Raw genomic sequence first — 22,250 nt, forward strand, 5'->3', positions numbered from 1 at the left:
AGCGGGTTTAATAGGAGTCTGTTACTAGTCAGTTGATTGTGCTCACTTTCGCTGGAAGTAGAAATCACCGGTGAGGGAGGTGGATTCCCAGGGCAGTTGCTTGTTGCTGGATTGTTTAAGTACTTCGGCCCGAACCTGCTGAAACAACTGAATGATGGTTTGATTAGGCGTTTGCAAGGCTTTGAGCAGGGCCGCGGTATACAATCCGTTTCGTCCGTTCCCGTCGGCGGCTGTTTTGCCCGGAGCGGTGGCATAGGCGATTACTGAACCAATGGGGGCATCCATAGTCGCCAGTCCGTTGTCGCCACCGCCCCGGCTCCAGCTGCGATCCAGGGGATTATTGCGACAGGCGTCCAGTACGACAATATTGGTGCGGGTACGGGCGTCTTCCATCTTGGTGAGAATGCGGTTGGCGTCGATGCATTCATATTCGATCTCGTTTCTGCTTTCGGGCTGGGCATCGATCGGCACCAGGTAGTTGATGCCGTTGTTCTGCACGCCATGTCCGGCGTAGTAGAAGAGGCCCACCTGATATTCCCGCAGTTGATCGCCAAAGCTGTTGATTGCCTTCTTCATGGCTTTGTTATCGAGATTGGTAAACTGAAGCACGTCGAAGCCTAGTTTTTTCAGCGCGATGGCCATGTCGTTGGCGTCATTGACCGGGTTGCTGAGTTTGTTCGCACCCGTATAGGAGGCATTGCCGATAATGAGCGCCAGCCGTTTTTCGAGAACCAGTACCGGCGGTTTCTTGTAGATGACGGTCAGGTTGGAGCTTACTTCCCCGCCATTGGTCATGTAGGCCACCAGTCGCAGCTTGTTTTCGCCTTCACTCAACTGAACGGTCTGACTGAATGCCTGCGGGCACTCTTTATCGCGTTCGACGTTGAGATCACGAGATAGCGTCTGCACTTTTTCATTGAGTAACAGACTGTAGCGGCTAATGGGTTTGGCCGATGTGATGCAGGCTTTGGCAATAAATGTCGGCGACGATACGGTCTGGTCGGCTTCCATGTTGCTCGTCCAGTCGATGCGGGAGACGACGGCGGGCGGAGATGGAGCAGCAAAAAAAGGTATCGTATTCAGCCGTGTCATCGGGCTTTGGAAGGTGGTCACAGGCGTAGTACCCGGCAGGGTAGTCTGCGCTACCGACAAACCAGCTACCAATAAACCACAACCAAATAGTATGAACGTTTTCATGGAATTGATAAGCGACGTTAAGCGGTTGAGACCTGGTTCTTCGTTGGGCTATCAGGGCAGATCGGCTAAAAGGTTCGGCTCAAACCAATACTTGTTATTCGGTTCGCCGACTGAACCAGCAGGGCTGTACGGGCGGGTTTCGGTTTTGCGACAATCGTGTAGATGACGTTGGCGATAGCCACGGCCGCAGCGGCTCCGGCCACGATCGTGAACGTACTTTTGTTCTTGTCTACTTTGGCTTTCAGATCAGTGAAGCGTTGCAAGTCAGTAGCGTCCGATGCAAATTCTTTACTGTTGTACTCGTCGGAATCTTTGTTGAGGCCAAGCGCCAGCACGGTGGCATAACCAGTAAGGCCGCCCGTTGCGATCCAGCCAATGAGCGGCAGGGGCGATGTTCTACGAACGACACTACCCGGTTCCGCTACCCGGTCGGTCGTAGGACGGGGAGACTCAGTTATGGGAGTCGTTCTAGCAACGGCAGGAGCGGCTGCAATGGTGGCCGGGCTGGCGACGGTAACCATTCGCGCTACCCGCAACAGCACTTTCACGTCTTCGTTGAGTCGGACATTGTCGCGTACCACATCCCAGGCAACGAGTTTATTCTTTCCCGGTTTGATTGCTTTACCAACGTCGCCATTGACACTGATTGGGCGAATGATTCGACCGGACGCCGTTTCCAGTTCGATATAGATGGAGTCGTTGGGTAACACCTGGGATAGTTCATAGTCAATGATTACTTTTCGCACCGTGGCATCAGTCCGTAAGCGAACATTCGACGCTACTGTTTGTGCCTGTGCCGACTGGCCTATGAACAAGGTGATGATGACCGACAAAAAGAAAGCTTTCATAAAGCAGACGTAATTAGTTGACGACCGAACTGATGGACGGATAGTCTCCGGTAACGGCACCGTTGGTCAGCACTAGCGGAGTGGCGTAGATCTGGTCGCCCGTGGCGAACTCCCATTTTTTTGCCCCACTAGCCGCGTCTAAACAGTACATTTTGCCATCCTGACTGCCCATGTAGAGCAGCCCATTGGCAATCACCGGACTGGCGTAGGTTTCGTTGTTGGTGGCGAAGGTCCATTTCGTGGCCCCCGTGGCGGCATCGAAGGCGTAAATCTTGTTATCGCCACTGCCCACATATACCAGTCCATTGCTGACTGTGGGTGAGCCGCCCACGAAATTGCCCGTTGCCACACTTTTCCAGAGAATAGCGCCCGTCGTTGCGTTGAGGGCATAAAGGCTTTTGTCGTCGCAACCCACGTAAACGGTGTTCCCCGCTACGATGGGGCAGGAGTTGACTAGGCTGGGTAGCGTAGCCGACCATTTGAGCTTACCATCGGCACTGGTGATAGCGTAGAGTTTCTTGTCACTGCTGCCAATGTAGACTAACCCGTTTACTATCGTCGGACTGGATAGGATGTAGCCGCCCGTCGCATAGGACCATTTGAGCGTGCCATTGGCGCTATTGATGGCGTAGACCTTGGTATCGTTGCAGCCTACATAGACTATATTGTCGACGAAGGCGGGGCTGGAAATGACCTTGTCACCGACTGAAAAGCGCCATTTTGCGTCACCCGTCGCAATATCGAAGGCAGAAATCCATTTTTCATTACTGCCAATGTAGAGCAGGCCATTACCGATGACGGGGCTGCTCTCAAAGCGACTCCCGGAGGAAAGTCTGGCCCATTTACGGGCTCCGGATTGGGCATCGATGGCGTAGAGATAGCCCGCAAAGTCGCCGACAAAGACGGTTCCGTTGGCGAAGGCTGCACTACTGTTGACGGCATCGACGCCCCCGACTCCTCCGCCGTTGGTGATAAAATCCCATTGTTTAGCACCCGTGGTGGCATCGAGGGCGTAGACTTTCTTGTCTTTACTGCCAAAAATGACCAGTGAGGTCGCTGTAGTACCTGTACCGGGGTCCGTTGCTGATTTGATCGTCTTCGGCTCCAGGTTCCATTTCGAACAGCCGGCCAGCAACAGTATGGTCAAAAAAAACGTACAGGATATATAACGCATGGGTAAAGTTGGAGTTAAGCAATGTCATAGCTGACGATGAGTAGCGGAATCAACAGTAGTGTATCATTTAATCAATTCATAGTTAGTCGTTTATGGGCATCTAAGATAAGCTGTTTCTCCAGACATCGAGGGTGAATGGTAGCTGCGTTTGCGTATGCGGCCGGTGTCGTTGAGTAGGCGGTGTGATTGCCCTGCTTACCAGAACCTAGTCTGACTCGTTGAACGAATTTGATTAAATGTTGACCTGACTGTAGTAGTACGCTTGTTGAGCTTAGTCGTCGTACGGACGGGTCTGGGAAACAGAAAAAGAGCAGTTTGATTGAATTATCCGATGAGGAAGCTGTACGGAGTAAATAACAAGTAATCGGTTGTAGTGTACCGTCCCTTTCTATTTCGACTCATCAGATTGGCAATGTCTTGTCTACATTCGGTAGCTTTGCCGCTCACTAGTAACATATTGCCCCTAACGCGCGTTATGAAGGCATACGCTGTCTCCAAAACATGTTAAGTATGGTCGGCTTTCGGGCTGCCGGAAACCCCAATATTCGCGCCGAATGTCTGTGTCAAAAACGCTGGTCCGTGTTCTGATTGGTTTGCTTGCCCTCATCTTACTGTTGGCGGGATTTGTGGTGCTTGTCGCTACCACGCCCTGGGGTCAGCAATTCGTGACGAAACAGGTAAACTCGTATCTGGCCCAAAAACTGCAATCTCCGTTTCGGATCGGAAAAATCAGTTATTCTATTCCTGACTGGATTGAGCTGAACGATGTGTACTTCAAAACCCCCCAGGGCGATACCCTCCTGAACGGTGGCCGTATGCGCCTGGACCTCGACATGTGGGGGCTGCTCAATAACCGGGTGATGCTGAATCAGGTCGAACTGGAGGGTTTACAGGTGAACATAAGCCGGACACTGCCCGACCGCAACGGCGCACCGCCCGCCTTCAATTTTCAGTATATCCTAAACGCCTTCGATACAGGGTCCGCAGAGCCGGAACCTGCCGATACGGTATCGACCCCGATGGCGATCAACCTGACGGGAATTTTACTCAAAGATGTTCGTATAAAGTACCACGACGATGTCGTAGGGGCCGATGTCAACGCGTATGTCGATAGTTTGCGCGCCAATTTTGATAAGACTGATGTGTCGAAATCTCTCTATCATTTGTCAAATGTGGCCGTCAACGGACTGAACGTCTACACCCGCCTGTACGAAGGACTGCCAACGCCCCCGAGCCCGCCCAGTAAGCCGGGCGATACGCTCGATATTGGGCTGGGAAAATGGCAGGTGAACCGGGCCAAGTGGGATGTTCGGATCGAGACGTCAGATTTCCGGACGCAGGGTAGTGTTGGTAAGCTGGCTATGGAGTCGAATTATTTTTACCTGGAGGGCCAGAAGATCGGCATCAAATCGCTCGATCTGTCCAACGGTGACATTGCAGCAATCCTGACGAAACCGACCAGCAAAACGGCTTCCAGTTCAACACCCGCTTCAACGAGTAGCGCGGTTTCCGGAGCACCCGGCTGGCAGGCCAAACTAACGAACGTACGTTTCGCAAACAACCGCGTTCGGTTTGACGACGAAACGGCACCCCGGCAAAAGAAAGGGCTCGATTATGGTCACCTCGATTTGCAGAATCTGGGTATCGACGGAAAATTTCTGAGTTATGCCGATCTTGGTAAACGTGGGCAACGTATCAGCGGTCAACTGCGGAACGGACGTTTCCGGGCTACCAGCGGACTCGTCTTACAAAGTTTGAACGGGGATGTCTTGTACACGGACACCACGACAACGTTAAACCGGCTCTTTATTCAGACACCAACGTCGATCATTCGCGATCAGATGGTGCTGCGGTATGACTCGCTGGGCCAATTGAGTGATCCGCGTTTTGCCAAAAGGGTCGGCGTTCGGGTCAATCTGCGCCAGAGCCGACTATCGGTAAATGACGTTTTGCAACTGGCCCCGTTTCTGGCCGATACACCACCGTTCGCGGGCAACAGCGGGGGTGTGTTCCGGGCGAATGCACAGGCCGTTGGTACGCTGGCCGCGTTAAATATACCCCGGCTTGAGTTCGACATGTTATCGGGTACGCGGCTTGTCGCCAGCGGCCGGTTGACGAACGTGACTGACCCAGAACGACTGGGCGTCGATATGACCGTAAAAGAAGCCGTAACGCAGTTAGCGGACATCAACAAACTTGCTCCCAAAGGATCGATTCCTTCGTCGATTGCTTTACCGCCCAGTATCAAACTAACGGGCCTCATCAAAGGACAGTTGAACGACCTTATTCTGGATGCCAACGTCAACACAGATTGGGGAACAGCTGCGTTTGATGGGCGGCTGGCTGGTTTTGTGACGGGGAAAAACCAGACGTACAAGGGCACGCTTAATCTGAACGACTTCGATGCGGGCAAATGGCTCAAGCAGGAAGGTACGGTCGGCAAGGTAACGGGTCGGGCGACGGTCGATGGGAAAGGGATTGACGTGAACACGCTGGCAACCCGCTTCGATCTGGCCATACAATCGGCGGATCTGAACGGCTATGTGTACCAAAACCTTGACGCCAAAGGGAATCTGGCCAACGGTAATCTCGACATTGACGGTGCCCTCAAAGACCCGAATGCAAGCCTGAACCTGAATGCGAAAGTTGGACTTAAAGGCGATTTTCCGAGCGTGGTGGGCGAAGCGGTCATTAACGAATTGAATCTACAGAAACTGAAACTGTACAAAGACCCGTTATCGCTGAAGGGAGCCATTGATCTCGATATGGCCTCTACCGATCCGGCCAAGCCCGTCGGAACGATCTCGGCGAAAGATGCGGTGATCACACTGTCGGGCAAAAGTTATCCGGTCGATTCGCTCTATGCCCGACTCACGGCCAGCGGGGCCGACAAAGGTGTGGTAGCCCAGCTACCCGGTGCACGACTGAAGCTGGACGGGCAATTCGAGTATGCTCAGTTATACGATATTATTGTGGGTGAAGTCAGCAAATACATTGCCTTACCGGCGCTGACCTACAAGAAAATACCACCGCCACACGCTTTCACCATGAATCTGAAGGCGTACCAGAATCCACTGTTTCAGGCATTTGTTCCGGCATTGACCCGACTAGATACGATTCGACTGGATGCTTACCTGGACAATACGCGCGACACAACGCTTTCGGCTACTCTCCGAACGGGAGTCATTGTGTATGACACAACGACCGTGCAGGGCAGCACAATGGCACTTCGGGGGGTAGGCAATCAGCTCAAAGTCAATGGCCGCATCAATGGCATTCTATACGATGATATGACGATTCGGGAGACTGATCTGGTTGGAACTGCCGAAAATAATCAGTTTCGCTTTTCGGTCGTTAACAAGGACTCCATCAATCAGGACCTGCATGGTGTGGCAGGTACACTGAGTATCGTCGATTCCAGCTACCGTTTCCAGTTCTCCCGCAACGGCCTGCTCACCAACTATCAGCGGTGGCAAACCGACACAACTGGGTTTGCGCAGTACGGGAACGACGGGGTTCTGGTCAAAAACCTACGCATCGAAAGTGGGCCGCAAACGCTCGAAATAAACAGTACCGAGCAATATGCCAATGCGCCCATTCGGGTTACGGCCAGAGCCATAGAAATTGCCAACCTGGCCCGACTCGCCAACCAGGATACAACGCTGGCCAGCGGTCAGCTCAATGGCACGGTTATCGTGCGGGACTACATGGGCGAGGATAGCAATTTGTCATTTCTGGGGTCCGTCTATGTTGATAGTCTGCAAGCCATGCAGAAACCGATTGGTAACCTGACCGCCCGGTTCAACAATAATTCCGACGGTCGGATCAGCGTAAATACGACGCTGGCCGGTCCGTATAACGACGCCACAATCACTGGCTTTTACAATCCGGCTGACGCAAAAGAAGCCCTCGATCTGGCTGTTAAATTAAACCGGCTGGATGCCCGGACAATCGAAGCCTTTAGTTTCGGTGAACTGCGACAGGCGAAGGGCAAACTGACCGGTGACTTCACCATTGCCGGAGCCGCAGATAATCCAAAGATAAATGGCGGTGTCGCGTTCGATTCGGTGGCGTTCAACATCAAACAACTCAACGCGACCTACCGCATCGATCAGGAAAAGATGGCATTCGCTAACCAGACGATCACGCTATCGGATTTCAACGTCCGCGATACGCTTGGTCGTACCCTCACTACGGATGGAACCGTAGTGCTGAAAAATTTGCCCGACGTTGCCTATAATCTGCGCATCCGAGCCAATCAGTTTCAGGTGCTGAATGCGGCCCGGAAAGACAACGATTATGCCTACGGACAGGCGGCTGTCAGTGCTGATCTGCGCATCAAAGGAACGGGCTCCAGCCCATCGATCAATGGGACCGTTCGGCTGGAAGATGATAGTAAAATATCGATCGTGTTGCCAGATGAGTCGCTGGATGTGGACGGGTCCAACAAGATCGTCACGTTTATCGACCACAACGATTCACTGGCTATTGCCAAATATCTCTACAAGCCGAAGCGTGATACGGTGGCGACACCGCGTCTGGAGTTCGAACAGCTCAGCAACGCTACCATTTCGCTTGATCTGGAAGCTGACGAGAAATCCGAGTTAACGATTGTGGTCGATGAGCTCAATGGCGATTACCTGCGGGCGCGGGGCAATGCCCGGCTCAACGTGGGCATGAATGCCTCGGGACAACTCACGGTGCTGGGTCGTTATGACGTAACGGAAGGTGCCTACTCGATGACGTATGAGGTGCTGAAACGGCAGTTCCAGATTCAGAAGGGTGGCTACATTCAGTTTACCGGTGATCCGCTGAAAGCCGACATCAACATCACCGCCATTTATCAGGTTTCAACCTCACCCGCTGACCTGATCGGCAATGAATCAACTACGATCAATGCAACGGCGGTCAACCGGAAACTACCGTTCAACGTGGCGCTGACTATGACCAATAATCTGGCTGCTCCGAAACTGGATTTTGACATACGACTGCCCGAAGTGGACGATGCAAATAGCGCGGCCGCATCGAGTGAATTCGGTACCACCATCGAGAATAAGCTCAAAACGTTGCGGCAGGATCAGTCGCAGATGAATAAACAGGTATTCGCCCTACTGATCCTGAATCGGTTCCTGCCGGAAAATACGTCGGATTTCTTCTCGGGATCGGGCAATGGAGGGTTGGACACACAAGCTGAGGGTATTGCCCGTAGTAGTGTGAGCAAGTTGATATCGGATCAGCTGGGCCGATTGGCATCGGGCGTACTGAAAGGCTTCGACGTCGACTTCAATCTGTTGTCACAAACGGGGAGCGCCAATACGGGTGGAACGACCAACGGAGCCCGAACCGATCTGAACGTTGGCCTGTCGCGGAGCTTTCTGAACGGGCGACTCACCGTGTCGGTAGGGCGGAATTTCGTGCTCGAAAATACAGCAAACGCGGCCACCCGGAACCCCAACGAGGTATTCGATAACGTGTCGCTGAATTACAGCCTGACCCGCGATGGCCGATACGTATTGCGCGGCTACCGGCGTAATGATTATCAGGCCGTGTTGGATGGTTATATCGTTGAAACGGGCGTTGGTTTCGTCATTACCGTGGATTACAACACCATATCCGACATCCTTCGTCGGTCGCCCGGTCCCTCGCTGAATTAATGTACTATGACGTATTTGTTTAAAATACTGCTTGATCTATTGCCGAATTTTATCCTTGCCGCAAAAGGTGCGATCAGACCGTTTTCCAGACTGTCGATGCCAACGATCTGTAGTGGCATCAGTCTCGTTGTACTGCTCAACGCCTGTAATGTCGGGAAGCATTTGCCCGCCAAAGAGCGGCTTTACGCGGGGACCGATATCAATATCACGGCTGATTCGACGGTTTCCAAGGATGAACAGAAAGCGATAAACGAGCAGCTAGCAGCGTTGGCCCGTCCTAAGCCGAACAGCCAGTTGTTTGGGTTTCCGTACAAAGTCGCGTTGTATTATCTGTTTGGCGAACCCAAAAAGCCGAAAGGGTTCCGGGCCTGGTTCCGGCGGAAGTTCGGTCAGGAACCGGTACTCGCCAGCGCAAAAGCCATTACATCCAACATACCTAACTGGGAGGCCACACTGGTGAATCAAGGGTATTTCGGGTCGCAGGTAACGGGTCAGCTGAAAGAAAGTGGGTATAAGGCCCGTGGCGTTTATGACGTAGAGGTTAAGCCGCGTTTTTACATTGATTCCGTCGCGTTCATGGTCGATTCAACCCCCGTACGAAAGGCGTTGCTGGCGGCTTACCGACGAACGATTCTGAAAAAAGATGATCCGTATAACTTCGACAATATCAAACTGGAGCGAGAGCGCATCAGTCAGGCGCTTAAGCAACGGGGATTCTACTATTTTCTGCCCGATTACATCGCTATTTTGGCGGATAACGATTCCTCTATTCACCGTACGAAGCTTTACTTTGCCATTAAACCCGATATGCCCGAAGCAGCGGGCGTTCCCTATTCCATCCGCGATGTCTTTATCTATCCGAACTATAACCTGTCTACCGCCCGGCAGGACACAAATATACGTCGGGCCTATCGCACGGATGAAGCGTTTCATATCGTCGATTCGACCAAGCATTTTGACCCCCGGCTCTTTCGGGACATTGTAGCGGTAAAGCCGGGCTTGCGGTACAACAGCCGGGCGCAGGATTTAACGCTGTCGCGGTTCATCAATCTGGGCGCGTTCAAGTTTGTTCGCAATCGGTTCGAGCCTGATCAGCAGGGCGATTCGGCCGTGCTGGATGTGCATTACTACCTGACGCCGTATCCAACAAAATCGGTGCGTCTTGAAATAGATGGGACATCGCGCTCGAACAATTTTAACGGAACACAGGCCATTGTAAGCTGGCGCAATCGAAACTATTTCAAGCGCGCTGAACTGCTGACGATCAACGCCAACGCGGGGATTGAATTTCAGATCGGTAGTGGAGCGCAGAACATAACGAACTACCGCTTTGGGGCCGACGCCCTCTTGAGCCTTCCCCGTTTGTTAAGCATCATACGGTTGGGCTACGACCAGCGACAGGCATTGCCCAAAACGAATATTACTCTAAGCTATCAAGTGATCAGGCGGGGAGGATTATACGATCTGAACTCATTTCAAACCACGTTTGGCTACGCCTGGCGGCAAAATCAGCAGGTCGAACATATTTTCCAGCCGTTCAATATCACGTATGTTCGCCCGTCGAATATAAGCACAGCGTTCGTTGATTCAGCAATCAACAATCCCTATATTTTTCGTCAGTTAGTAGCCATTCAGAACTCAAAACAGCTTATTCTGAGCACGCTGTATACGTTCAATTACAATTCGTCACCCCGCTCCGTATCACCCAACACGTTCCGGTTGTCGGCCAACATCGAACCCGCTGGAAATCTGGCCAATATGCTGTTCAACAAACGGGACGATTACGGGGATAAGATCATTGTCGGCGTTCCGTTCGCTCAGTTCATCCGGGTCGATGTCGATGCTCGTCTGTATCGGAAAATGTCGAAAAATGTTACCTGGGCTAACCGTGTTTTTGCCGGTATGGGTGCCACCTATGGCAACTCGAAAGGAATGCAATTGCCGCTAACGAAACAGTATTTTGTGGGTGGTCCCAACAGTATCCGCGCCTTTAGAGCACGGGCTATTGGGCCTGGCCTTTTTACGCGCGATACGCTCCAGCAGATTCAGTTATTTCAGGATGGGGGTGGAGATATCAAGCTGGAAGCCAATACCGAAATCCGGGCGAAGTTCACCAAATATCTGGAAGGTGCCGTCTTTGTTGATGCGGGTAATATCTGGACTTATTCCAATAATGACATTTTTGGCGAGTCGGCCCAGGCCAAATTCAGCCCTGATTTCATTAAACAGATCGCTATCGGGACGGGGGTCGGCCTTCGGATCGATTTGTCTTATTTTCTGGTCCGCTTCGATCTGGCCACACCGCTCCGAAAGCCGTATAAAACGGATGGCAGCGAATGGGTTATCAACCAGATCAACTTCCGGGATTCGGCCTGGCGAAAACAGAATCTGGTCTTCAACATAGCCGTTGGCTACCCATTCTAAAGTAACGCGGACATCCTGTTCGCAGCGCTAACGAATTGATAGTTTAGCCCTGTGGACAGGATGTCCGCGTTACACATGGTGCTTTCTTGATCGTATTGATAACCTAGCACTGCGGGTAGGTTATTCGCTTTACTTCAGAACGGGTTTTAGCACTCCCCAAACCGTATTGGCAACTAGTTTGTGACCGGCGGGGGTAGGGTGGATGCCATCGGGCTGATTAAGTTTGGCGATACCGCCCACGCCTTCGAGCAGAAATGGAATCAGAACCAGCTTGTTCTTGTCCGCTAACTCTTTGAACAACCCCCTGAACTCGCGCGTGTAATCCGTTCCCAGATTGGGAGGTATCTGCATCCCTGCCAGCACGATCGTTGCCTGTGGGCTTTTGAGTCGAACCGTGTCGACAATAGCCTGTAAATTTTGCCGGGTATCCTTCAGAGGAACACCGCGCAGGCCATCGTTGCCGCCCAGTTCCAGCACAAAAACGGCTACGGGCTGGCGCATCACCCAACTGATCCGGCTTTTTCCACCCGCCGTTGTTTCACCACTTAGACCGGCGTTCACGACCTGGTAGTTGAGTCCGGCCGAGTCTATTTTCTGGCCGACCAGCGCCGGAAATGCCTGAGCCGGCTCAACACCGTAACCTGCGGTCAGGCTATTGCCGTAGAAAAGAATGATCGGCTTTTTAGCTGGGGTAGCAAGTTGCGTATTCGTGGCCTTCGAAGAGTCTGTTGTTGCCGTTGACTCGTTTTTTTTGTCAGACGAGCCGCATCCCCATGCCGTTAGGAGCAGCATGAGGCCGCTTATCAAAGAATAGGCCGTTTGGCGGACATGTAAGAACTTCATTGCTTGAATGTCAGTTTGTTTTTAAACACTACGGCACGACGAGTACCTGAAAAATACGAAACGTTCTGCGGGCATAGTGCCTCCGTGTCTCATTCAAAGTAGCAACAAGCGTTTTTTGTTCCATGAGCATTCTCCACGTTGAAAATCTTACCAAAACATACAAGAGCGGTGGCCGTGAACTAACGGTTCTGCATGGGGTCAATTTTACGCTGGAGCCGGGCGATACCTTTTCGATTGTCGGACCTTCGGGCAGTGGGAAAACTACCTTGCTGGGCTTGTGCGCGGGATTGGACCGGGCTTCGTCGGGGAGTGTGTATCTGAACGATATCCGGCTGGATACGCTCTCGGAAGACCAGCGGGCGGCTGTCCGAAATCAACACGTTGGGTTCATCTTTCAGAATTTTCAGCTACTGCCCACGTTGACCGCACTGGAAAACGTGATGGTGCCGATCGAACTGCGGGGTGACAAAGGAGCCCAGAAAACGGCGCAGGCTCTGCTCGAACGGGTTGGTTTAGGGCAGCGTGGGCATCACTACCCGACGCAACTGTCTGGCGGTGAGCAGCAGCGCGTTTCGCTGGCCCGTGCGTTTGCCAACCGGCCCAAGTTGTTATTTGCCGACGAACCCACCGGTAACCTGGATGCCGACACCAGCGCAACCGTAGTCGATCTGCTGTTTGAGCTCAACCGAGAAGCGGGTACAACGCTCGTGCTCGTTACGCACGATCTGGAACTGGCGGCCCGTACGCAACGGGTCATCCGGATCAAGGGCGGAACGGTAGTCTCCGATTCATCAATTTTAGTGAATGAGTGATTGGTGAATAAACAATTTCATAGACAGATTTTCACTCAATCACACCGTTACCAATCACTCAATAGAAATGCAGTTTTCCTGGCTTTTTCGCATGGCCTGGCGCGATAGTCGCCGGAGTCGGCAGCGGTTACTGCTGTTCATGTCGGCCATCGTGCTGGGCATTGCAGCGTTGGTTGCCATTAATTCATTCGGTGATAACCTGGCTCGTAGCATCGACGAACAGGCGCGGGAGTTACTCGGTGCCGATCTGACCCTTTCGTGGACGCGGCCACCTTCCCCCAAAACTCAGCAACTGGCGAAAACACTTGGTCGCGACCGTGCGTATGAAGTGTCGTTTGCCTCGCTGGTGTCGATTCCGAAAACGGGTGGTGTCCGATTGGCGCAGGTGAAGGGGCTGGAAGGTAATTTCCCGTACTACGGAACCTGGGAGGTTGAGCCTGTTTCGGCCATCCAATCATTTCGTCAGGCGCAGAGTCGCGTGGCACTGGTCGATGATGGGTTGTTGGTACAGTTAGGGGCGCAGCCCGGCGATTCGGTTCGGGTCGGTAATCATTCCTTTCTGATCGTCGGTCGGGTTACGAAAACACCCGGTCAGGCTGCCATTGCCGCCACGGTTGCACCGACGGTTTTTATCCCCAACAAGTTTCTGGCAAGCACCGGGCTATTGCAGCGCGGAAGCCGGATCGCTTATAAATATTATTACCAGTTCGCGCCCGGCACCGACGTGTCAGCATCGATCAAAAAATACACCGCCCGACTGGACAAAGAAGGCGTAAACGTTGACACCGTTGCCGACCGCAAACGCCAGACTGGTCGTTCCTTCGCCGATCTGACCAAATACATGAGTCTGGTTGCTTTTGTGGCGTTGTTGCTGGGTTGTGTGGGCGTTGCCAGTGCCGTGCAATTATACGTAAAAGAGAAAATTACGTCGGTAGCCATCCTGCGAACATTGGGAGCCAGCGGAGGGCAGGCTTTGCTGATCTATTTGGTTCAGACCGCTCTGATGGGACTGATCGGGGCTACGGTCGGTGCTTTTGTCGGCTCGGCGATCCAGTTGGTCTTGCCACAGGTATTTGGCCGTTTTTTGCCGGTTACGGTCGACACAACGCTATCGGCACCGGCAATTCTGGGCGGTATCGGTACTGGGTTGCTCATCTCGGTCTTATTCGCGTTGCTTCCGCTACTGGCTATCCGGAACGTGTCGCCGTTACGAACGCTGCGAACGTCGTATGAAGATGACATGAGCAGCCGTGATCCGTGGCGGTGGCTCGTCTATCTGCTCGTTATCGGGTTTATCGTTGGTTTTGCGTATCTGCAAACGAAGAATTTAATGCTAGCTGTTAGCTTTACAGGTGGTCTGATCGTAGCGTTTGGCATTCTAACCGCTCTCGGTTTGGGACTGATCTGGCTGGTACGCCGATTCTTTCCGGCATCGTGGAGTTACGTCTGGCGGCAGAGTCTGGCGAATCTGTACCGACCCAATAACCAGACATTGATTCTGGTAACAGCTATCGGACTCGGTGCGTTTCTGATCGCAACGCTTTACCTGACGCAGGGATTGTTGCTGGGCCGGGTCGAACTGTCGGGTAGTGGCAACCAGCCAAATATGGTGCTGTTTGATATTCAGCGGGAGCAGATTGCGGGTGTCCGGTCGCTGGTTCGTCAGCAGCAGTTGCCGGTTTTACAGGATGTGCCGGTCGTGACCATGCGGTTAACAGACATCAACGGGAAGTCGTCTGAATCGGCCGCTGCGCAAAAAGATACGACGCTCAAAACGCCGAACTGGGCCTTTACCCGCGAGTATCGAGTTACCTATCGTGACACGCTGATTTCCTCGGAGAAGCAGTTTGCCGGTAAAGCGCCTTACCAGGCCAACGGAAACGTGTATGTGTCTGTGGAGAAGGATTTCCTTGAGCGAATGCACGTAAAACTTGGCGATACACTCAATTTTAACGTGCAGGGTGCTCAGATTCCGGCCATTGTTGGGGGAACGCGCGAAGTGGAATGGAATCGGGTTCAGACCAATTTCCTGGTCGTGTTTCCATCGGGTGTGCTGGAACAGGCTCCGCAGTTTCACGTTCTCATGACCCGTGTGCCCGATAACCGGACGTCGGCCATCCTGCAACGAAATCTCGTCAGCCAGTTTCCGAACGTTTCGGCGATCGATCTGGGGCTGATCCTGAAAACGGTCGATGAGATTCTGGGCCAGATTTCGTTTGTCATTCAGTTCATGGCACTCTTCAGTATTTTGACGGGTTTACTGGTGCTGGCCAGTTCGGTGGTTATCAGCAAATACCAGCGACTGCGCGAAAGCGTTCTGCTACGTACACTGGGGGCCAGCCGCAATCAGATTCTGCGCATTACTGCCCTCGAATACGGACTGCTTGGTTTACTCGCGGCTCTGTCGGGCATCTTATTGTCGGTGGTTGGCACGTGGGCACTGGCTCAGTTCGTATTCAAGGTGCCGTACCGACCCAATGCCGTGCCGCTGGTCGTGATTGCCACTGCCGTAACCGCATTAACGGTGCTGATTGGACTATTTAATAGTCGTGACGTATTGGTGCGTCCGCCGTTGGATGTGTTGCGGTCGGAAGGGTAGAGCTGTTAAGCGATTTTTAAAACTGAGTACGAAAAATCCAGCTACTTGCCGAATGAATGTTCGGTAAGTAGCTGGATTTGACTTTTTTACCTGCTTGCCTATTGCGCTAAATAACCGCCATCGACAGGGTAATACGAACCGGTGACGAAGGACGCTTTGCTGGATGACAGCCATACGACCAGTTCGGCCACTTCCTCGGATTTGCCCAAGCGACCGATAGGATGTAGCTGGATCAGCTGTTCGCGGGTTTCTTCGGGCAGAGCCGTCAATAAGGGCGTATCAATGTAGCCAGGCCCAACGGAATTGACGCGGATGCCTTTGGCGGCATATTCGAGGGCGGCTGCTTTGGTCAGCCCAACCACAGCGTGTTTGGCGGCCACGTAGCCCGGCGAGTTCAACGTACCCGCCTGACCCAGAATAGAGGCCATATTGACGATGGTGCCGTGCCCTTGCTTAACCATTTGAGCCAGCTGGTATTTGAGGCAATAAAAGACACCGTTAAGGTTAATGTTGATGATCTTCTGCCATCCGTCCAGACTATAATCGGCGGTCAGGTTCTGTTCCCCACCAATCCCCGCGTTGTTGCAGGCAATGTCCAGTTTTCCGTAGCGATTGACCACTTCATTGACCAGTCGTTCGCAATCGGTTGGATCACCGACATCGGCCAGTACAAAATGGCTCTGCACGTCCATTCCTTTGATCTGTTCGACAACGACCTGACCCTTTTCGGCGTCAAGATCGGAGACGAGAACGTTGGCACCGTGTTGAGCGTAGAGAAGCGCGATCGCTTTTCCGATACCCGATGCAGCCCCGGTAACCAGGGCCGTTTTTCCTGAAAGTGAGTGTTCCATAACGATACGTAGTTATGGAAAGAACCTGTCTACCCGGAAATAGTTATAAATCGCCATACGTTCTGCCGTGATTTTCCGGGAGCTTATGGGTTACTACGCACTCTCGAAAAGCCGGGAGTCCATGGTAAACGGCTAGCCGAATTGTTCCCAACTTTGTGGAATCAAACACATTTCAAACAGCCTATAGCCGTACATCGTGGAGAAAGTATTCTGGTTCAACTCCTGAGAATTGGAAAAAGATTGTACGAGTTTTCACCGTAACGACATTCATTCATACACCATCAAATACCTGCCGCCTTTCGCGCTGAAGGGCCAGACAGTCTTTGTCCCTCTTTGCGGTTAATAAGCTGGATTTTGAGCCTGAATCCTTGGTTCGCCAAACACACAAACCTTGTGACTTGTACGCGCCAAACTCGTAGTGGGTGGTTGGTCATCAGGCTGAATAGTTGGTATGGCAATTTCTATGAGTTACTGTTTTTGGTGAAAAATAGCGTTGCAAACGGTCATACTACCATAAAATAAATAGGTGCTCAAGTGATGGGTATGATTACAACGCAAGTATCTATTAATGGCTCATTGATAGTGTTAATTAAGCTACTACCCTTTAAAAATCAATTTTATGAAAAAGAATTACCAAATTCTGTCCTATCAGAAGTGGCTAGTGGTAATGAGCTGGCTTGTCGGTCTGACCTTACCCCTTATCATAAACGCTCAGGCCCCCGTTATTCAGTGGCAGCGGTCCATTGAACCAGTTATTCCGGGTGCGGTCAGTGGCAGAAGCGCCATTGTTAAAAATAGCTCGGGCGGATATTTCGTCGTGACCGCTGACCGGCGATTGGTGGCCCTAACGACAGCGGGTGATGTGTTGAGCGATACACCGATAAGAGGAACAAGCGGCAGTGACGTACTATCGACGGTGAGCCCTGTTTCTACGAACGATGGCAACGTGGTGGTAGGTGTGTTGGATAGCCAATCATGGAGCCTCCAAAAGCGTAATGCCAACGGAGGTGTTTTATGGGCATCAAATCTTGCCTTTTCGGTTTCGCCCCAGTACGACTATTCGGTCAGTAGTATCGTTGCCAGTTCAGATGGTGGTTTTGTTGCCTTTGCTATCCGCTATGACCGCACCTATGCCGATCCGTTCGCCCCTGATGCCACGTACGTAATTATCACAAAGGTTAATCAGACCGGGTATGTGGTATGGCAAAAAGAACTGCGGTATCTGACGCCAGGAGGACCGAACAACAGTCTGCTATATACTAATGGCACACGGGTTAATAAAGTGGTTAATACCCCCGATGGTGGTTATCTGCTGGTCGGTACCGCCAATCCGACAACCAGCAACAGTACCCTTCGTGGGTGGGCCGCCAAGCTGGATGGTGATGGCAGTGTTGTGTGGCAGCGGCATTATCAGCAAATGAATGAGCTGAACGATGTATCTGCCGACTTGTCGGGTACTGAGGCCTATTTTTTAAATGGCTATGTGCTACCAGCCACACCAGGTTTTTATGCTTCATCGACGTTGCGTATCGATGCGTTGGGAAATCCTACCAATACCCCCGTTCAGGTGCCTTATCAGTCCTTCAATTCGCTGGCGACCGTTGCGGCTGTGCCGCCATCAGAAAAACCGCTGGTTTATCTGGTTGGTAATGATACACCTTGGGACAACAACAAGGGAGATATTCGGTTAACGGGATTCTCGGACCAGGGGGGCGTTGTCTGGACGAAAACGCTGGGAGGATCTGGCCGGGATTATAATTTTAAGCCAGCAATTCTCTCCATTCCTGATGGCTACATCGTGGCCGGGGTAACGGAATCAAACGATGGCGATGTCAAGGGCAGACAGACCGCTACTCCGGCCACCTGGATTGTGAAACTTCAAAATCCGGCTAATGCCTTCAAACTAACTGCACCTACATATACCTGTCAAACTGGTGCCATCACGTTCAACACAACCGGTGGGGATGGCTCGCCCGTTACCTATTCGGCGCCGGGTATCACCCGATCCTCGCCGACCAGTAACGCAGGTGTAGTTGAGCAGGGGCTGCGTAATGATCCCAAGCCCATCGTTATCACCGCCACTCAGAGCGGTGTAACGGCAACGTATACCTTCAATTTGATCGGTGCCTGTACGAATGAGATCAAACCACCGGTGTTAACTAGCTCTCTTCCTGACCAGACTTACAAGGTTGGGCAAGTACTGGATCGGTCCGCTTTCAATCTGGCAACGTATATTCAGGACCCTACCCAGGCCCAGCCGCATTATATGTCGAACTGGTCCGTAAGCATGAAGGGGTTACCGGCGGGCATCTTGCAGTCCTCAGGTGATCTAACCAGTATGCTGAATGTGTCGATCATCGGTGCTCCGACCACGACGGGTGTTTATACCGTCACGGTAACGGCCAGCACCCAGTACTTTCCAAACCAACCTGTTGTTACAACCTTCAGGATTGCGGTCACTGATGTACCGGTAGTCAATCCGCCAACCGGCAACTCGCTGGCGCTAACTGCCCCTACGTATAGCTGCCAAACCGGTGCCATTACGTTTAATACGACCGGTGGGGATGGCTCGCTCATTACGTATTCGGCGCCAGGTATCACCCGCTCATCGGCCACGAGTAACACGGGTACTATTGAGCAGGGACTGCGTAACGATCCCAAGCCCATTACCATCACCGCCACCCAAAGCGGCCAGACCACTACTTATGCTTTTGATTTTAGTGCGTATTGTGCTGGAAATCAACCACCTGTCAATCCTCCTACTGGCGATTCGCTGGCTCTACTCGCACCAACGTACAACTGCCAGAGTGGAGCGATCCATTTCAATACTAGTGGTGGTAATGGGTCGCCCATTGAGTTTAAATCGATAGGCATCACTGACTGGACAGTCAATCCCGATCAGTTTGTCGATAAAGACAGCCGCACGGCCAACGATGTGAAGCCTTTCTCCCTGATGGCTCGTCAGAACGGGCAGGTTGTGACCTACACCTGGGATCTGAAAGCAGCTTGTGGACGAGCGCGGTTAAGCGTAGCAGAAACCAGAGCGACGTTATCGCTGACCGTGCTGGGTAACCCGGTTCGTGATCAGGTGCGGGTACGTATTGAAGGAGCTGAAGGCCAGTCCATTCGGCTGCGTCTGACGGATGTTCGGGGCCAATTGCTGGAAACCCGTATGATCGAGCAGGCAGGGGCCAGCGAAGAGCCCGCGTTTCAGCTTGATCAGTCGGGCCCAGAGTTGCTTTTACTACAGGCTGTCACGAACAGTGAACAAAAAACCGTGAAGATTATCAAGCAATAAAACAGCCTAAAACAGCAAACGGGGTTCGGTACTGCTACCGAACCCCGTTTGCTGTTCTAGAAAACAAGTAGTTAAACCAGAACGGCTTTCAAAATCTGATCGAGAATCAAACGACCGTCCGTATTGCCCAAGAGCGGATCGGCAGCGCGTTCGGGGTGGGGCATCATACCAAAGACGTTCTTTCCTTTGTTGGTGACACCCGCAATATTTTCCAGGCTACCATTTGGATTGGCCGACTCAAGAATGGCACCGGTCTCGTCGCAATACCGGAACAGCACCTGTCCATTGTCATTTAATTCCTTCAGCGTATCCGCGTCAGCGAAGTAACGGCCTTCGCCGTGCGCCATTGGAATTTTATAGGCCGGGCGATCAAGACCCGCCGTTAGCAGTGCGTCGGGCGATTGAGGAGCCAGGTATACATTTTTACAGATGTACTGCTGATTAGAATTACGCAGTAAAACACCCGGAACGAGTCTTGCTTCGGCCAGAATCTGGAATCCGTTGCAGATACCCATCAGGTAACCGCCCCGGTTCGCGTGGGCAATAACTTCGCTCATGATCGGCGAAAACCGGGCCACGGAGCCTGTGCGGAGATAGTCGCCATACGAGAAGCCGCCGGGCAATAGAATAAAATCACAACCTTGCAGATCGTGGTCTTTGTGCCAGAGTTTAACGACCTCCTGGTCCATCAGTTCCAGCGTATCGACAGCATCCTGATCGCAGTTGGAACCGGGAAAAACAACAACGCCAAATTTCATAGCGGTGAACGAGCGAAAGAGTGAACGAGCGAAAAATTGAATGGGTGAAGGAGGACGTGTTAGCCACTCGTTCGCTCATTCACTCTTTCGCCCTGTAAGATGGACAAAGGTACGAACTTTACTTTATTTCGACAGCCTTTCCCGCGCTCGAAACGGCCTTGCCTTGTTCAAAAGCCAGATTGATTCGGCCAAGGTTGATGCCCGCAAAGCCAACCTGATTGATCCATACGGGCTGACCATCCGGATTCATGACGGCTACCGGAGCGTCCAGAAACGTGTGCGTATGTCCACCGATAATCAGATCGATGTTGCGGGTTTTAGCCGCCAGTACGTTATCCGAAACGGTCGGTTCGTTGTATTTGAACCCCAGATGCGACAGGCAGATCACGTAGTCGCACTTCTTGGCTGACCGAAGCGTTGCAGCTGTATCATTGCTGATCTCGATCGGGTCGAGGTACTTCGTTTCTTTATAGGCACTCTTCGGGATCAGACCTTCCGGCTGAATACCAACGCCGAAAACGCCAACCCGAACCCCATCTTTCTCGAAGATTTTGTATGGCATGGAATGGCCGTCCATCACCGTATTTTTGAAATCGTAGTTGGCGATCAGTAGCGGAAAGCTGGCTTTACCGAACTGCGTAACCATGTTGTCGATACCCCCGTCGAAATCGTGGTTGCCGATCGTTCCCGCGTCATAACCGAGCCGGTTCATGGCCAGCACTTCGGGTTCGCCCTTGTAGAGATTGAAATAGGGTGTGCCCTGAAAAACGTCGCCCGCATCGAACAGTAGTACATTTTTCTGTTCCTGCCGAATTTTCGTGATCAAGGTTGCCCGGCGAGCCACACCCCCCTTACCCGCATTGCGACTGCCATCCATCGGAAACGGATCAAGCCGACTATGCACGTCATTGGTGTGCAGAATGGTTAGTGATGTGGTTTTGGCCCGACCGCTAGCCAGCGTATCCGGCGCAACTGAACCGATCACGGCGGCTGTGCCCAGTATTTTCAGAAACTGGCGTCTATTCGAGGCTAATGCGTCCATCAGAAAGAGGATTAATGGGTTGGCCGGTTTTTCCCTGATTCCGGAAGTAGTCGATCAGGGCATCGCGGACTAGGTAATTTATATTCTCGCGCTTGATGGGGTTCTTCAGAAAGCCAGCGTCATCGCCCCCGTCGGCTACGTAGTCACTCATGGCTATGGTATACGTCTCATTGGGCTGGAGCGTCCGGCCATTGGTGAAGGCTACTGAGCTCACCTGACCATCGTGAATTTTGGCCCGCAAACCACCCACCACCAGTTTGTTGCCAATCGCAAAATGGTTCAGCATCCGTTGCAGCATATCGCCTTTAAGCGTCAGAACAACCGTCTGATTATCGAAGGGCATAACCTCGAAAATCGATCCAGTTGTGATGTTGCCTTCGGGGAGATTGTTTCGGATGCCCCCGTAGTTGAGGTGCGAGCAGTCGATTGATTTACCGTATTTCTGGCTGGCCTGCTGTAGTAGCGCATCCGTCAGCAGGTCGTTGAGTGGTCCGTCGGGTTGCCCTTTTTCGATGCGCCCAGTGGAGCGGGTCAGCACCTCGTTCATCGATTTGTCGAGCCCCTGACGATAGGGTTTCAGAAAATTGGCAACACTGCTATCGGCTTGTGCTGCAACAGAGTCGACGCCAATGCGGTTGGCAGTCCGATTCGTGAGGTGATAACCGCCAGGGTTACAGGCCCAGAGACCCACAAAGGCCAGTAACAAGAGGTGTTTCTTCATCATGGCTGCAAGTTCGGAAAGTCTTGGCA

Annotated in this window: 13 protein-coding genes; 5 read left to right on the plus strand and 8 right to left on the minus strand. The window is 52.3% G+C overall.

From position 1 onward, the window contains the following. Positions 1-42: 42 nt before the first annotated feature. From GK091_RS22545 to GK091_RS22555, 3 genes are all read right to left on the minus strand, one after another. A complete protein-coding gene (locus GK091_RS22545) occupies positions 43-1,197 on the minus strand; it encodes a caspase family protein (protein WP_164042244.1) in 1,155 nt (384 codons plus the stop codon). 65 nt (positions 1,198-1,262) lie between these two features. Further along, a complete protein-coding gene (locus tag GK091_RS22550) occupies positions 1,263-2,045 on the minus strand; it encodes a hypothetical protein (protein ID WP_164042246.1) in 783 nt (260 codons plus the stop codon). A 13-nt stretch (positions 2,046-2,058) separates the two neighbouring features. After that, positions 2,059-3,219 (minus strand): outer membrane protein assembly factor BamB family protein, encoded by a 1,161-nt coding sequence (locus GK091_RS22555; RefSeq protein ID WP_164042248.1) that lies wholly within the window; start codon positions 3,217-3,219, stop codon positions 2,059-2,061. A 554-nt stretch (positions 3,220-3,773) separates the two neighbouring features. Between GK091_RS22555 and GK091_RS22560 the strand changes: the two genes are divergently transcribed. Both GK091_RS22560 and tamL read left to right on the plus strand, forming a co-directional pair. After that, positions 3,774-8,873 carry a translocation/assembly module TamB domain-containing protein gene (locus tag GK091_RS22560; protein WP_170312765.1) on the plus strand — a complete coding sequence of 1,700 codons (5,100 nt, stop codon included), beginning with the start codon at positions 3,774-3,776 and terminating at the stop codon, positions 8,871-8,873. Positions 8,874-8,969: 96 nt separating this feature from the next. Continuing rightward, a complete protein-coding gene (tamL, locus tag GK091_RS22565) occupies positions 8,970-11,297 on the plus strand; it encodes a translocation and assembly module lipoprotein TamL (protein ID WP_164042998.1) in 2,328 nt (775 codons plus the stop codon). A gap of 129 nt (positions 11,298-11,426) precedes the next feature. Here the strand turns inward: tamL and GK091_RS22570 are convergent, their stop codons facing one another. Further along, positions 11,427-12,140: an arylesterase gene (locus tag GK091_RS22570; RefSeq protein ID WP_164042250.1), complete on the minus strand. Its 714-nt coding sequence runs from the start codon at positions 12,138-12,140 to the stop codon at positions 11,427-11,429. Between the two features lie 122 nt (positions 12,141-12,262). Between GK091_RS22570 and GK091_RS22575 the strand changes: the two genes are divergently transcribed. After that, a complete protein-coding gene (locus GK091_RS22575) occupies positions 12,263-12,952 on the plus strand; it encodes an ABC transporter ATP-binding protein (protein WP_164042252.1) in 690 nt (229 codons plus the stop codon). A gap of 67 nt (positions 12,953-13,019) precedes the next feature. Beyond that, a complete protein-coding gene (locus GK091_RS22580; protein WP_394351885.1) occupies positions 13,020-15,551 on the plus strand; it encodes an ABC transporter permease in 2,532 nt (843 codons plus the stop codon). A gap of 98 nt (positions 15,552-15,649) precedes the next feature. On the opposite strand, the gene GK091_RS22585 is transcribed toward GK091_RS22580, so the two are convergent. After that, on the minus strand, positions 15,650-16,402 hold the full coding sequence (locus tag GK091_RS22585; RefSeq protein WP_164042254.1) for an SDR family NAD(P)-dependent oxidoreductase: 753 nt from the start codon (positions 16,400-16,402) through the stop codon (positions 15,650-15,652). 619 nt (positions 16,403-17,021) lie between these two features. Here GK091_RS22585 and GK091_RS22590 point away from each other — a divergent pair. Beyond that, positions 17,022-19,700, plus strand: coding sequence for a hypothetical protein (locus tag GK091_RS22590; protein WP_164042256.1), 2,679 nt, complete (start codon positions 17,022-17,024; stop codon positions 19,698-19,700). Positions 19,701-19,771: 71 nt separating this feature from the next. Here GK091_RS22590 and purQ read toward each other — a convergent pair whose 3' ends face one another. The 3 genes from purQ to GK091_RS22605 all read right to left on the minus strand — a co-directional run bounded on the left by purQ (position 19,772) and on the right by GK091_RS22605 (position 22,224). Then, on the minus strand, positions 19,772-20,458 hold the full coding sequence (purQ, locus tag GK091_RS22595; RefSeq protein WP_164042259.1) for a phosphoribosylformylglycinamidine synthase subunit PurQ: 687 nt from the start codon (positions 20,456-20,458) through the stop codon (positions 19,772-19,774). 118 nt (positions 20,459-20,576) lie between these two features. Then, positions 20,577-21,500, minus strand: coding sequence for a bifunctional metallophosphatase/5'-nucleotidase (locus GK091_RS22600; protein ID WP_164042261.1), 924 nt, complete (start codon positions 21,498-21,500; stop codon positions 20,577-20,579). After that, positions 21,478-22,224, minus strand: a complete 747-nt coding sequence (locus tag GK091_RS22605; protein WP_246202359.1) for a 5'-nucleotidase C-terminal domain-containing protein — start codon at positions 22,222-22,224, stop codon at positions 21,478-21,480. Before GK091_RS22605 ends, GK091_RS22600 begins: the two co-directional genes overlap by 23 nt. Positions 22,225-22,250 lie beyond the last annotated feature (26 nt).

This window comes from Spirosoma agri (assembly GCF_010747415.1).
GTDB classification, from domain to species: Bacteria; Bacteroidota; Bacteroidia; order Cytophagales; family Spirosomataceae; genus Spirosoma; species Spirosoma agri.

What these genes read in the sequence shown, in the direction of transcription:
- GK091_RS22545 (WP_164042244.1), bottom strand. Translation starts at nt 1,197, where the DNA reads ATGAAAACGTTCATACTATTTGGTTGTGGTTTATTGGTAGCTGGTTTG.
- GK091_RS22550 (WP_164042246.1), bottom strand. Translation starts at nt 2,045, where the DNA reads ATGAAAGCTTTCTTTTTGTCGGTCATCATCACCTTGTTCATAGGCCAG.
- GK091_RS22555 (WP_164042248.1), bottom strand. Translation starts at nt 3,219, where the DNA reads ATGCGTTATATATCCTGTACGTTTTTTTTGACCATACTGTTGCTGGCC.
- GK091_RS22560 (WP_170312765.1), top strand. Translation starts at nt 3,774, where the DNA reads ATGTCTGTGTCAAAAACGCTGGTCCGTGTTCTGATTGGTTTGCTTGCC.
- tamL (WP_164042998.1), top strand. Translation starts at nt 8,970, where the DNA reads ATGCCAACGATCTGTAGTGGCATCAGTCTCGTTGTACTGCTCAACGCC.
- GK091_RS22570 (WP_164042250.1), bottom strand. Translation starts at nt 12,140, where the DNA reads ATGAAGTTCTTACATGTCCGCCAAACGGCCTATTCTTTGATAAGCGGC.
- GK091_RS22575 (WP_164042252.1), top strand. Translation starts at nt 12,263, where the DNA reads ATGAGCATTCTCCACGTTGAAAATCTTACCAAAACATACAAGAGCGGT.
- GK091_RS22580 (WP_394351885.1), top strand. Translation starts at nt 13,020, where the DNA reads ATGCAGTTTTCCTGGCTTTTTCGCATGGCCTGGCGCGATAGTCGCCGG.
- GK091_RS22585 (WP_164042254.1), bottom strand. Translation starts at nt 16,402, where the DNA reads ATGGAACACTCACTTTCAGGAAAAACGGCCCTGGTTACCGGGGCTGCA.
- GK091_RS22590 (WP_164042256.1), top strand. Translation starts at nt 17,022, where the DNA reads ATGAAAAAGAATTACCAAATTCTGTCCTATCAGAAGTGGCTAGTGGTA.
- purQ (WP_164042259.1), bottom strand. Translation starts at nt 20,458, where the DNA reads ATGAAATTTGGCGTTGTTGTTTTTCCCGGTTCCAACTGCGATCAGGAT.
- GK091_RS22600 (WP_164042261.1), bottom strand. Translation starts at nt 21,500, where the DNA reads ATGGACGCATTAGCCTCGAATAGACGCCAGTTTCTGAAAATACTGGGC.
- GK091_RS22605 (WP_246202359.1), bottom strand. Translation starts at nt 22,224, where the DNA reads ATGATGAAGAAACACCTCTTGTTACTGGCCTTTGTGGGTCTCTGGGCC.